Source organism: Hymenobacter sp. J193 (assembly GCF_024700075.1).
Taxonomy (GTDB): domain Bacteria; phylum Bacteroidota; class Bacteroidia; order Cytophagales; family Hymenobacteraceae; genus Hymenobacter.
Map to the genome: position 1 here is coordinate 3,577,558 of NZ_JAJONE010000001.1, position 13,351 is coordinate 3,590,908.

At 62.8% G+C, this 13,351-nt stretch carries 7 protein-coding genes; 6 read left to right on the plus strand and 1 reads right to left on the minus strand.

Going from position 1 to position 13,351, the window contains the following annotated elements; translation table 11 throughout:
• The first annotated feature begins 10 nt into the window (after window positions 1-10).
• From LRS06_RS15710 to LRS06_RS15735, 6 genes are all read left to right on the plus strand, one after another.
• Window positions 11-1,645, plus strand: a complete 1,635-nt coding sequence (locus tag LRS06_RS15710; RefSeq protein ID WP_257872335.1) for a RagB/SusD family nutrient uptake outer membrane protein — start codon at window positions 11-13, stop codon at window positions 1,643-1,645.
• 103 nt (window positions 1,646-1,748) lie between these two features.
• The gene (locus tag LRS06_RS15715; protein WP_257872336.1) at window positions 1,749-2,900 is read left to right on the plus strand and encodes a T9SS type A sorting domain-containing protein; all 1,152 of its coding nucleotides are present in this window, start codon (window positions 1,749-1,751) and stop codon (window positions 2,898-2,900) included.
• Window positions 2,901-3,169: 269 nt separating this feature from the next.
• On the plus strand, window positions 3,170-6,739 hold the full coding sequence (locus LRS06_RS15720; protein WP_257872337.1) for an alpha-amylase family glycosyl hydrolase: 3,570 nt from the start codon (window positions 3,170-3,172) through the stop codon (window positions 6,737-6,739).
• 57 nt (window positions 6,740-6,796) lie between these two features.
• Window positions 6,797-8,176, plus strand: a complete 1,380-nt coding sequence (locus tag LRS06_RS15725; protein WP_257872338.1) for an alpha-amylase family glycosyl hydrolase — start codon at window positions 6,797-6,799, stop codon at window positions 8,174-8,176.
• A gap of 70 nt (window positions 8,177-8,246) precedes the next feature.
• On the plus strand, window positions 8,247-10,361 hold the full coding sequence (locus LRS06_RS15730) for a glycoside hydrolase family 97 protein (protein ID WP_257872339.1): 2,115 nt from the start codon (window positions 8,247-8,249) through the stop codon (window positions 10,359-10,361).
• A 101-nt stretch (window positions 10,362-10,462) separates the two neighbouring features.
• Window positions 10,463-11,863, plus strand: a complete 1,401-nt coding sequence (locus LRS06_RS15735) for an alpha-amylase family glycosyl hydrolase (RefSeq protein ID WP_257872340.1) — start codon at window positions 10,463-10,465, stop codon at window positions 11,861-11,863.
• 103 nt (window positions 11,864-11,966) lie between these two features.
• On the opposite strand, the gene LRS06_RS15740 is transcribed toward LRS06_RS15735, so the two are convergent.
• A complete protein-coding gene (locus tag LRS06_RS15740) occupies window positions 11,967-13,301 on the minus strand; it encodes an RND family transporter (RefSeq protein WP_257872341.1) in 1,335 nt (444 codons plus the stop codon).
• Window positions 13,302-13,351: the final 50 nt, after the last annotated feature.

Consider the following 13,351-nt stretch of genomic DNA (forward strand, 5'->3'; position numbering starts at 1 on the left):
AAAACAAAAGATGAACAAGCACTTGCGCCGGGGCACCGCTACGCTGGCCGTAGCCGCTGCCCTGCTTTCCGGCGGCCTTTCTTCCTGCACCAAGGACCTGGACCGCTACCCTTTCTATGACCTGAATACGGAGTCGGTGTACCGCGACCCGGCCAACTACATCCAGGTGCTGGCCAAGCTCTACGCGGGCTTCAACCTCTCGGGCCAGGGCACCACCGGCTCCCCGGATGTATTTGAGGGCGACGGGCTGGACGAAGGCGAAACCTCTTACCTGCGGGCCTACTGGTATTTGCAGGAGCTGGCGACCGACGAGGCCGTGGTGGCCTGGAACAGCGGCCCGCTCCAGGAACTCAATAAAACCACCTGGACCTCCAGCAACGACCTGATGCGCAACAGCTACACGCGCATTTTCTACGAAATAACCGCCTGCAACGAGTTCATCCGCGAAACCACGGATGACAAGCTCAGCGAACGGAACATTGCGGGCCAGGATGCCGTGAATGCCCGCCTGTTTCGGGCCGAAGCACGCTTTCTGCGGGCCCTGGCCTACTACCACGCCCTGGATTTGTACGGCAACGTGCCGCTCGTGACGGAGGCAGGTGTACCCGGCAACGAGCTGCCCAAGCAGGCTACCCGCGCCGAGGTGTTTGCCTACATCGAGTCGGAGCTGAAGGCCGTGGAGCCGCTGCTGAACAAGCCACAGCAGGGCCCCTACGGCCGCGCCGACCAGGGTGCTGCCTGGGCCTTGCTGGCTAAGCTCTACCTGAACGCGGAAGTATACACGGGCACGGCCCGCTACACCGACTGCCTCACCTACTGCAACAAGGTACTGGGCGGCGGCTACAGCCTGGCCCCGGAGTACGCGCAGATCTTCATGGCCGACAACAACGTGAAAGCCAAGTCGGAAATCATTTTCCCGATTACCAGTGACGGTCTGGCCTCGCAAACCTATGGAGGCACTACCTACCTCATTCACGCCGCTATAGGCGGGCGGATGCTGGGCAGCGCCTTTGGCGTGAGCAGCGGCTGGGCCGGCAACCGTACCCGCAAGAACCTGCCGCTGCTCTTTCCCGAAAACGCGGAGGGCTTCGACAGCCGGGCCATGTTTTTCACGATTGGACAGGAACTGGAAATCAACGACCTGACCGTGTTTACCGATGGCTATGGCGTGACGAAGTGGTCGAATAAGAAATCGACCGGCGCCAATGGCTCCGACCCCACGGGCACCTTCGTGGATACTGATTTCCCTGTGTTGCGCCTGGCCGACGTGTACCTGATGTACGCCGAAGCCGTGCTGCGCGGTGGGCAGGGCGGCTCCCAGGCCCAGGCCCTCACCTACGTAAACGACCTGCGCGACCGGGCCTACGGCAACAAGTTCAGCGGGGGCACCGCCGGCCGCATTACGCTGGCTGAGCTGACAGCGCCCAACTTCATCCTGGACGAGCGGGGCCGCGAGCTGTACTGGGAATGCACCCGCCGCACCGACCTCATCCGCTTCGGCCGCTTCACCAGCGGCAGCTACCTGTGGCCCTGGAAAGGCGGCGTGAAGGAAGGCAAAGGTGTGTCGGACAACCTGAACCTGTACCCCATTCCCTCTACCGACATCGTGGCCAACCCCACGCTCAAGCAAAACCCCGGCTACTAACCACCAGCTAGCCCGCGCTCAGCTATGTCTTCGGGGCGGCTGAGCGCGTAGCTGCTGGCCTCTTCTAGTCTTTTCTCTAACCCACCACTTTCTGCTCTTTACCATGAAAAAAACAACTACGCTGGTTCTGGCTGCTGCCCTTGCTACCACTGCCCTGAGTGCTCAGGCCCAGGTAACCATCGACGGCGTTATCTCCGCCGATGAAATCGGCACGACGGCCGGCAAGTACACTTCCCTGGGTGCCTTCACCACCCCGCACATCGGCGACGGCGGCTTTGGCCTGATGGGCTTGCTGCGGATGTATGGAGCCAACTCCAGCACCAAGCTCTACATCGGGCTGGCTGGCACCATTGAGCCCGGCGGCAACAACTTTCAGTTGTACCTGGATTTGCCCAATAAAACCGGGGTGCCCGTGGGCACCGGCCTGCCCGCCATTGCGGGCTCGTCCACGGTGTTCGGCACCTTTGCCAACGGCGGCATCGGCGGCACCAAGCTGGAGCTGGAAGCCGACGCGGCCATTGCCACCACCGGCGGCGGCGACGTGCAGGCGGCCATTTACACCGCCGAGGCGGGCCAGGCGAAAACCATTGGGGGCGGGGCGGCTATCCTGACCGACGGCACCACCAACGCTATTCCGGCCTCGGCTACCACGGGTGCTTACTCCTTATTTGCGGGCACGAAAGTGGCCTACAAAGCCCCAGCCGGCAACCTCACTACCAACCCCGGCAACGACAACGGGGGCGGGGCCGGCTCCTACGGGTTGGAGTACGAGTTCAACCGCGCTTCCCTGGGCCTGCCATCCGGGGCCTCGGTGGTGCGCGTGATGGCCGCCTACGTGAGCGGCGACGCCTACTGGTCGTCGGATGTAATTCCGGAAGTAACCGGCAACGGCAACACCAACCTCGGCTTCAGCCCCGATTTTACCGTCCTGGCCGGCAACCAGGCCCCCACGCTGAACGTGGTAGTGACCAGCAGCCGCAAGGCCGAAGACGCGGTGGTGGCCATGAGCGTGTTCCCGAATCCCGCGCAGGGAAAATCGACTGTTGCCTACCGGGTGCTGGATAAGGCGCAAGCCGTGTCGGTGCGCGTGACGGATTTGCTGGGCCGCGAGGTGCGGACCCTGTTGGACGCCCGCCAGCCGGCCGGCTTCCACGAACTGAGTGTAGCCACGGGCGACCTGGCGGTGGGCGCTTATCTGGTGAAGGTCCAGGTAGGGGAAAAAATAGCGACCCGCCGACTGGCCGTAACCCGCTAACCGGACTACACTCTTCCCGGGCCGGAAACCAGTGGGTAAGGTTTCCGGCCCCTTGGGAAAACCCGGTGGCCGCAGTTGGCTACCGAGTGATTCTACCTGCTCATTTCTGCTCTGAGTGACCGGCGGCAGCCCTACTGCGCTGGCTGAATGTGGCCGCACGACCCCGCTTTGGGCTTGGCGGCTAGCCTATTGCCCTTTCTGGAGTACGCCTACGCTTGCCCATTTCCAGCCAACCAAACCCCACCATCATGGAAAAAGCAGTAACCAGAGTGCTAGTAGTCATTTGGATGCTCCTGGGCATCCCGCTCGTGACGGTCCAAGCGGCCGACCTCACATTCAACGTGAATTTGCAGTACCGCATTCAGCAGGGGCAGTTTACCGCGGGCACCGACCAGGTGGTGGTGCGCGGCTCCTTCTCGGCCGGGGGCGTGGCCCTCACCGACCCCGACGGGGACAAAATCTACTCCGGTACTGTAACCGGCCAAACCAACGACGCGCAGATTACCTACAACTACCGCATCACGCGCGGTGGGGTGCAAACCAACGAATCGGTAGCGGCCCGCAAATACGTGGTGCAGCCCACTTCCGCCGCCAACGTGCTGAGCGACTGGTGGAACGACCAGCTGCCGCCGTACCCGTACGCCGATTTTTACGTCTCGTCGGTGAAAACTATTCCGGGAGAGATTGTACGGTTCTTCGACAGTTCGGAGGGCGGCGCGGCCACTAGCTGGAGCTGGAGCATGCCCGGCAGCACCACGCCCTCTTCCACCGCTAAGAATCCTACCACTACCTGGACCACGCCGGGCACCTACACCGTAAGCATGACGGCCACCGGCAGCGGTGTATCCACCACCAAAACGATGCGCATCACGGTGGTATCGGTCGATGCGCAGGCCTTGGGCTGGTGGAACGAGCAGGTATTTTACCAGATATTTCCCCGCAGTTTTCTCGACACCAACGGCGACGGCGTGGGCGACCTGCAGGGAATGATAAACAAGCTGGATTACCTCAGCAACGAGTTGGGCGTCACGGCGCTCTACATCATGCCTATCTACAATGCTCAGCAGCCCTGGTACGGCGGCTACGAGGTGACGAACTACAAGAGCGTTTCAGCCGAGTTTGGCGGCATGGCCCAGTTCGACGCGTTTGTGAGCGCAGCGCAGTCCCGCGGCATGAAGGTGATTATGGACATGGTGTTCAACCACGTATCCAAAAGCCACCCCTGGTATCAGTCGGCGGGTCAGGGCCTGGGCGGCCAGTACGACAACTATTTCCTGTTTCGGGCCACCAATCCCGGCTCGGCCTGGCGCACCAACCCGGTGGCCCACTCCAACGCCAACTTCAACTTCGTGTGGGACAAGTTCACGCCCGGTGACATCCCGGACCTGAACTTCTACAACGCCTCGGTGCGCAACACCATCAAGGACGTGAGCACCTACTGGCTCAACTCGCGCAACACCGACGGCTTCCGCATTGATGCGCCCCGATATCTGTATGAAAGCGGCAACGCCCTCACCGATGCCGAGCAGCAGGACCTGCCCGCAACCTATGCCTACTGGCGCAGCTGGCGCAAGCACATCAAGGCAGCCAATACCCGCGACGCTTTCTCGGTGGGCGAAACCTGGCAGACCGGCAATATCCCGGCCATGGCTAAGTATGTGTACCAGGGCTTCGACATTGGCTTCCAGTTCGATATTGCGCTGGGCGTAGAGAAGTCGCTCAACAACGAGAACAAGAACGACCTGCAGTACGCCGTCGAGCAGACCAACCTGTACTACCCGTTTCTACAGTACGGCGTGTTCACGTCCAACCACGACCTGGCCGCCAACGGCGGCGCCGGACCGGCAGCCGAACGACGCATCAAAGACCGCCTCACCAACAACCAAGATGCCAAGGCCAAGGTAGCGGCAGCCTTCGTGCTGACGGCGCCGGGCGTACCCTTCGTGTACTTCGGCGAGGAAATTGGGGCCGGCGGCAACGTATCCAGCCGCACGCCGATGCGCTGGAACAACACCGCCAACGCGGGTTTCACCACCGGTACGCCTTGGTATGCCGTGGGCGGCGACTACCCTACCTACAACGTAGCCAGCCAGAAGGCCGACCCAAACTCCATCTGGAACCTGTACAAAAAGCTGATTGCGCTGCGCAAAGCCCAGCCGGCGCTACGCCAGGGCAAATACACCACCGTAAGCAACAGCACGAGCGGCGTGTACACGTTCGTTCGCACATCAGGCGCCGAAACGGTTTTTGTGGTCCTGAATATGAGTTCAACGGCCCAGAACAATGTGGCCTTGTCCGTGAACCTGCCGAACACGGTTGCCAACAGTACCTACACGGTAGCCAACCTGCTGGGCAGCAGCACTGCGGCCCCAGCCAACGCTACCGTGAGCGGCAACAGCATCTCGAACTGGGTACCCTTCGCCAGCATTCCGGCCAACGGCTACTACGTGCTGAAGCTGAACGGCACCGTAACGCCCACGGCGCAGGCAGTACCCGGCAAGATTGAGGCCGAGAGCTATTCGGCCATGCTGAACGTCGATACAGAAGTCACCACCGACACTGGCGGCGGGCGCAACGTGGACTACTTCGACACCAACGACTGGGTAGAATACGATGTGAACGTGGCTTCGGCCGGCTCTTATAACGTGGACTTCCGGGTAGCCAGCGCCGTGGGCAACGCCACCCTGCAATTGCGCAACAGCGCCGGCACCAGCCTGGGCAGCATCAGCGTGGGCAACACCGGCGGCTGGCAGAGTTGGACTACCGTTCCGATGACCGTAACGCTGCCGGCCGGCATCCAGAAGCTGCGCGTGCACGCGGTGGCTTCCACCGGCTGCAATCTCAACTGGCTCACCTTTACTACGGCTGCCGGGAGTACGAACCGGGCACCCGTAGCCAACGCTGGCCCCGACCAGAATCTAGGCGCGGGCACTACTTCTGCCACTTTAACGGCCGCCGGCTCCACTGACCCCGATGGTAACGCCCTCACCTACAGCTGGACCAAGGTAAGCGGCCCGGCCGCCACATTCAGCTCCACCACGGCCGTTTCGCCCACGGTGAGTGGCCTAACCAGCGGTACCTATGTACTCCAGGTTTCGGTGAGTGACGGGGCTTTGTCGGCTACCGACCAGGTGCAGATTGTGGTGCAGGCTTCGAGCACGGCCACGAAGTACTACATTATCAACCGCTGGCAGAACACTTACCTCTACGACAACGCCGCGCAGGTACGGTACGCGGCCACGGCCAGTGGCACGGCGTACCAGTGGACGCTGGAAACGGTGGGCTCGAACACGCGCATCCGCAACGTGGCTTCGGGCAACTACATGAACATTGAAGGCCAGACCGGCGCGGTGCAGTGCACGGTGGTTCCGGACTTCTATACCAGCGGACAGTGGGTACGCGAGACAGTGTCGGGCACCAGCTACTTCCGCATCCGCAACGTGTGGCAGCCCGGCAACTATATCCACGTCGAAAACCTGAATGGCTCGGCCCAGTACGGGGCCGTGGATGCCAGCTTCTACAGCGGGCACTGGAGCTTCCAGCCCGTGGCAGGCGCCCGCACGGCCCTGGCGGCCAAAGGAGCAGCTGCAGCCAAAACCCCGCTCACCCTCTTCCCGAACCCCATCAGCCAGGGCCGCCTCACGGTGTTGCTGCCTTCTCGGGCCGCTACCGCCCAGCTGCGCCTGCTCGACAGCCAGGGCCGCACGGTGCTTGACCGCGCCGCGGCCGTAGCCGGGGGCCAGACCAGCCTCGACGTGACCGGCCTCGCCAAGGGCCTTTACCTCCTGCAAGCTACCACCGACGGTACCACGCATACCGGCCGGGTGGTAGTCGAATAAGACTCGTCAGCCGGGCGGCAACGGGGCTGCCCGGCTGATTTTTTAGTGCCTGTTACCATGAAAAAAACCTTTCTCGCCTCCTTTCTGCTCACCCTGCCGCTACTGCCGGTGCCCCGACCGGGGCTGGCCCAGGCGGGCGGTGCCCCGGCGGCCTACCACGATCCGGCCCAGTACGGCAAGCCCTTCCGGGGCGTGCCCGAAAGCCAGGATGCCACCATTTACCAGGTAAACATGCGCGGGTTCAGCCGGGCGGGCGACTTTCAAAGCGTCACGGCCCGGCTTGATTCGGTTAAGGCCCTGGGAGTAAATGTGGTGTATTTGATGCCCATTTTCCCGATTGGCAAGCTCAAGGCCGTGGACTCGCCCTTCGCCGTTCGCGACTATACCAGCGTGAACCCCGAGTTTGGCACCTTGGCCGACCTTCGCAAGCTGGTAGACGCCGCCCACGCCCGCGGTCTGGCCGTGATGCTGGACTGGGTGGGCAACCATACCAGCTGGGACCACGCCTGGACCAAAGAGCACCCCGAGTGGTACGTGCACGACGACGCGGGCAACCTCGTCAACCCCATCCCGGAATGGAAGGACATCGTACAACTTGACTTCAAGAACGCTCAGCTGCGCTCCGCCATGATTCAGGCCATGCGCTACTGGGTGTTTCAGGCCAACGTGGATGGTTTCCGGTTCGACTACGCCGATGGGCCCACGTTCGAGTTTTTCCAGGAAGCTAGCCAGAGCCTCACCTCCATCCGGGGGCGCAAAGTGCTGCTGCTGGCCGAGGGCGACAAGAAAAAGCACTTCTTTCGGGCCGGCTTCCCGCTGTGCTACGACTTTGGCTTTATCAACGTGCTAAAGCACAACATCTTTGCTGAGGGCAAAAGCGTGAAGCTGCTCGACTCCCTGAACGCCGCCGTGTACCGCAATGCCCCGCCCGCGGCGCGCATGGTGCGCTACGTGTCCAACCACGACCTGAACGCCTGGGAAGGCACCCCGCAGGAGTTTTTCGGCGGTCCGCAGGGCGCGCTGGCGGCCTTCGTGACGGCGGCCTACATGCAGGCCGTACCCATGATTTACAACGGGCAGGAAGTTGGCTACAACCAGCGCGTGCCGTTCATGGGTGCGCGCCAGCCCATCGACTGGACGCCTAATCCCGCGCTGACGGCGGAGTACAAGCGCCTCATCAAATTCCGCAACGGCAGCAATGCCCTGCGCAACGGCGAGCTAACCTCCTACAGCACCGACGACGTGTGCGCTTTCCTCAGAACGGCGGGCAAGGAGCAGGTGCTGGTGCTCATCAACCTGCGCAGCTCCCCGAAACTCTTCTCCGTTCCCGCTGGTTTGGCCGGTGCCGGCTGGCGCAACGCTTTCAGCGGGCAACCTGCTGGTACCGACCGCGCCTTCACCTTAGCGCCCTATCAGTACCTGGTGCTGCGGAAATAGCTTGTTTGAATATTCCGGGTGGGCGCAGACATTGTCGCCCTGGCGCCCGCCCGGAATCCTTGTTTACATCATGCGAAAAATACTTCTTCTTTGTTTGCTTACGGCTGGCCTCCGGGCCACCGCTCAACCTGTTGCTTCCCCGCTTACCGCCCGCCTCGACCGGGTCAGCCTCACTTTTGCGCTGGCCGCTGATGGCCAGCCAACCTACGCCGTTTCCTACGGGCAGCGGCCGGTTATTAAACCCTCGCGCCTGGGCGTGGCTCTGGCCGATGGCAAGGGCTTCGACGGCCCGCTGGAGCTGGTGAACTCCGAAACCAAGGACGTGGACGACACCTGGCAGCCGGTATGGGGCGAGGTGAAAAGCATCCGCAACCACTACCAGCAGCTCACGGTGCACTTGCGCCAGCCCCAGGCTCCCGGCCGCCTCATCGACGTGGTGTTCCGCGTGTTTGCCGATGGGGTGGGCTTCCGCTACGAATTCCCGCAGCAGCCCAGCCTGCAGTACTTCACGGTGCAGCAGGAGCGCACCGAGTTCAACCTCACCGGCAACCACAAAGCCTTCTGGATTCCCGGCGACTACGAATCCAACGAGTACGCCTACACGACCTCCAGGCTGAGCGAAGTCAACAGCGCGAATATCACCCCCATTCAGCTTAAATCGGCCCCGGAGCGGGTGCAGACGCCGCTCATGCTCAAGTCCGACGACGGGCTGTACGTGAACATCCACGAGGCCGCGCTGGTGAACTACCCGGCCCTGATGCTGAACGTGAACACCAAAACCTTCGGCCTCACGAGCCAGCTGGTGCCCTCGGCCACCGGGGCCGCGGCCTACCTGCAAACGCCCGAGCACACGCCCTGGCGCACCATTGTAGTGGCCGACAACGCCCCCGCCGTGCTGGCCTCCAAGCTCATTCTGAACCTCAACGAGCCCACCACCCTCACCGAAACCAGCTGGATCAAGCCCCAGAAGTTTGTGGGCGTGTGGTGGGAGATGCACGTGAACAAGTCGAGCTGGAACTACTCCGATGCCACCAACCTGAAGCTGGCGGATACCAACTGGAACGCGCTGAAACCCCACGGCCACCACGGCGCCAACACCGCCAACGTGAAGCGCTACATCGACTTTGCGGCCAAATATGGCCTGCAAAGCGTGCTGGTGGAAGGCTGGAACGTGGGCTGGGAAGACTGGGCCGGCAACTGGAAAGAAGAGGTATTCGACTTCGTGACGCCTTACCCCGACTTCAACGTGCAGGAGCTGCAGCAATACGCGGCCGCCAAGGGCATTAAGCTGCTCATGCACCACGAAACCTCCGGCTCCGTGACCAACTACGAGCGGCGCCAGGATGCCGCCCTGCGCTTTATGAAGGAGCACGGCTACGACGGCGTGAAAACCGGCTACGTGGGCCGCATCATCCCGCGCGGGGAGCACCACGACGGGCAGTGGATGGTCAACCACTTCAACCGCACCGCCGAGAACATGGCCCGCCAGCAGATTATGGTGGACATGCACGAAGCCGTGCGGCCCACCGGCCTGCACCGCACGTACCCCAACTGGCTGGCTTCCGAAGCAGCCCGCGGCAACGAGTTCAACGCCTGGAGTGAGGGCAACCCGCCCGAGCACGAGACCATCCTGCCTTTCACCCGCCTCATGGGCGGGCCCATGGACTACACGCCCGGCATTTTTCAGATCAAGCTCGAAGACTGGAACCCGGCCAAAAACCAGGGCAAGCAGGTGCACACCACCCTGGCCAAGCAGCTGGCCCTCTACGTGACGATTTACTCGCCCATCCAGATGGCCGCCGACCTGCCCGAAGCCTACGAAAAGCACCTCGACGCCTTCCAGTTTATCCGCGACGTGCCCATGGACTGGGACGACACGCGCATTCTGGCCGCCGAGCCCGGCGACTACATCACCACGGCCCGCAAAGCCAAGGGCAAGGACGAGTGGTACCTGGGCGCCATCACCGACGAAAATGCCCGCCTGCAAACCCTGAAGCTCGATTTCCTGACGCCCGGCCAGCGCTACGAAGCCACCATCTACGCCGATGGCAAAGGTGCCAGCTGGGACAAAAAACCGATGAGCTACCAGATCCGCAAGCAGAAAGTCGACAGCAAATCAACCCTGAAGCTACCGCTGGCCGCCGGGGGCGGGGCGGCCGTGAGCTTCAAACCCATCAGCCGCTAGCCGGCCGAACTATTGCCCGCCGGCCGGGCGTTCGGCAGGTCCTCCAGTCTCCGGCCGGCTGCCCACTTTCCAACGTCTACTCAAACTCACTACGTCATCCTATGTCCTTTTTCAACACCGCACGCAACTACAGTTTCACCTGCCTGACGGCGGCCAGCCTGCTGGTCGGCTGCAAGCCCGACAAGCCCGACGCTCCCGTCCCCGTTGACCCGCCCGTCACCGAAAAGCCCACGCAATACGGTACTCCGTTCGCGGCCGTGCCCGACCGCCAGGACGCGGTGATTTATCAGGTGAACATGCGCGCCTTCAGCCAAGCCGGCAACTTTGCCGGCGTCACGGCCCGCCTGGATTCCATTAAGGCGCTGGGCGCGAACGTGGTGTACCTGATGCCGATTCATCCGGTGGGTCAGGTACGGAGCGTGAACTCGCCCTACGCCGTGCGCGACTACACGGCGGTTAATTCGGAGTTCGGTACGCTTGATGACTTGCGCAGCCTGGTAGATGCTGCCCACGGCCGGGGGCTGGCGGTGATGCTGGACTGGGTGGCCAACCACACCAGCTGGGACAATGCCTGGGTTCGGGAGCACCCCGACTGGTACCTGCAGAACGCGGCCGGCACCATTCAGAGCCCGCCCAACACCAACTACACCGACGTGGCTCAGCTGAACTTCAACAGCCAGCCCATGCGCCTGGCAATGATTTCGGCCATGAAATCGTGGGTATACTCGGCCAATGTGGACGGTTTCCGCTGCGACTATGCCGATGCCGTGCCCGTTGATTTCTGGAGGCAGGCTGTGGACACCTTGCGTAACATCAAGTCGCATAAGTTGCTGCTGCTGTCGGAAGGTACCGAGTCCAGAAATCTGGCGGCGGGCTTCGATATGAAGTTTGGCTTCAACTTCTACGGGGGCCTCTGGGACGTGTACCGCCGGGGCCAGCCCGCTACCACGTTTGATAACCTCAACATTACTGAATACGCCGGGGCCGTTATTGGTTCGCAGCCCGTAGTGCGCTATACCACCAACCATGATGTAAATGGCTCCGACGGCACGCCCGTCGCCCTGTTCGGTGGAGACGCCGGGGCCATGTCGGCCTTCGTTATTGCCTCGTGCTACAAAGGCGTGCCCATGATCTACAATGGTCAGGAATCGGGCATGAGTACCGCCATTCCGTTTCCCTTCACATCGGTGAACGTGACCTGGGACACCCGCCCCGACGTAACCAAGGCCTACAAGCAGCTACTGCGGGCCCGCGCCGGCAGCGCCGCCCTGCGCCGCGGCACGCCCACGGCCTACAGTAGCGCCGACGTGTGCGCCTTCACCAAAACCGAAGACTCTGAGCAGGCGCTGGTGCTAGTGAACGTGCGCAACAAGGAAGTGAAATACACGCTGCCCGCCGCGCTGGCCAATACCACCTGGACCAACGCCCTGCAAAGCGGCACCGTAACGTTGGGCACCGAAGTAACGCTGCCAGCCTACGGGTACCAGGTGCTGAAAAAGTAAGCCTAGTTGTATAGTCCTGCATCGACAGTGCCTCTGCTTTCCGGTTATACGGGAGGCAGAGGCGCTTTTTATGTTAGGTAGGGGCGGGGACAAGCCCCGCACCCTACCTAACTACCTCCGCCTCGGTTTCCACGGCCTCTGATGATTCCTCCCGGTCGAACCGGGCCAGCAGCAGCGGGAACACCAGCAGCTCGGCATAAAAAGCCGCCACAACGCTCCCGGCCGTGAGCAGCCCGAATAGCATTACCGTTTTCAGCGAAGCCAGCGTCATGGCCAGGTAGCCAACGAACAGTACCCCGCTGGACAGCAGAATAGTAGGCCCTACGTGGGTGATGGTAGCGAAGCGCGCTGCCGCCGGGGTGAGCTTTTGGCGGCGCAGCTGCTGGTAGTGATGCACGAAATGCACGGTGTCGTCGGTGCAGAGGCTGAGTACGATGGCGGCAATGCTGGCCGTGGCCGTGTCGAGGGCAATACCGGCCCAGCCCATGAATCCCAGCAGCAAAAGCACCGGCAGCAGGTTGGGCGCCAGCGTGAGCAGGGCCAGCCGGAAGCTGCCCACAAACCACCACACCAGCCCGAATATCACCACCGCCGACCACCCCAGGCTGCTGGCCTGGGAGCGGGTTACGTAGTCAACGATGCGGGCGTAGAGCGGCTGGTAGCCAGCCGCCCGCACCACGGCCACGGGCCCCAGCGTATTACGCGCCATGCGCAGCAGCGCCTCCGACTTGGCTGTGAGCTCCCGCGCCGAAAGCATGGGACCGGCTACCGTAATACGCCCCGTGCCGGATTGCTCGTCGATAAACTGTCGGGTAAGCTGGGGGTAATCGGGGACGAGGCGGGCGTGTACGCGGTTGAGCAGGCTTTGGCTGCCCAGGGCCGCCCGCGCCCGGCTGGCGGGCACTACCGTTTCCAGCCCCGCGAGGTAGAGCGTGTGGAAGCCCGTCACCCGGCCCACGCCCCGTAGCGTGCGGGCCGAGTCGGCAAAGGCCACCGCCGCCTGCACCACGGCGGCTTCGTGCAGGGTGTGGCCGGGGCGGGGCTCTATCAGCAACTCCAGCGGCATGTAGGCGCCCCAGGTGCGCTGCATGGCGGCGTGGTCCCGCACAGCCGCGTGGTCGTCGGGGAAATAGCCCAGCGTGTAGGTATCGGCCCGCAGCCGGAGCGCGCCAAAGGCGGCAGCCACCGTAAGCACCAGTGCCAGGGCCGTGAGTTGGCGCGGGTGGGCTTCCACCCAGGTATAGATACGCGCCAGGCTGCCCGCCGCCTGCATGGTGGCGCGGGGCTGGCCCCGGTAGCCAGGCAGCAGCAGGGCACCCAGCAGAAACGTAAAAAACAAACACAGCACAATGCCCAGGGCCGCGAAGCCTCCGAACGTGCGCAGAATAGCCATGGGGCTGGAAACCAACGCTAGAAAGCCGGCGGCCGTGGTGAGCATGGTTGCCAGGCAGGGGGGCCAACGTGCGGCGCAGGGCAGTCAGTGCCGCC

Excerpts from the sequence above, each read along its gene's own strand:
- LRS06_RS15710 (WP_257872335.1), top strand. The coding sequence starts at position 11 with ATGAACAAGCACTTGCGCCGGGGCACCGCTACGCTGGCCGTAGCCGCT.
- LRS06_RS15715 (WP_257872336.1), top strand. The coding sequence starts at position 1,749 with ATGAAAAAAACAACTACGCTGGTTCTGGCTGCTGCCCTTGCTACCACT.
- LRS06_RS15725 (WP_257872338.1), top strand. The coding sequence starts at position 6,797 with ATGAAAAAAACCTTTCTCGCCTCCTTTCTGCTCACCCTGCCGCTACTG.
- LRS06_RS15730 (WP_257872339.1), top strand. The coding sequence starts at position 8,247 with ATGCGAAAAATACTTCTTCTTTGTTTGCTTACGGCTGGCCTCCGGGCC.
- LRS06_RS15735 (WP_257872340.1), top strand. The coding sequence starts at position 10,463 with ATGTCCTTTTTCAACACCGCACGCAACTACAGTTTCACCTGCCTGACG.
- LRS06_RS15740 (WP_257872341.1), bottom strand. The coding sequence starts at position 13,301 with ATGCTCACCACGGCCGCCGGCTTTCTAGCGTTGGTTTCCAGCCCCATG.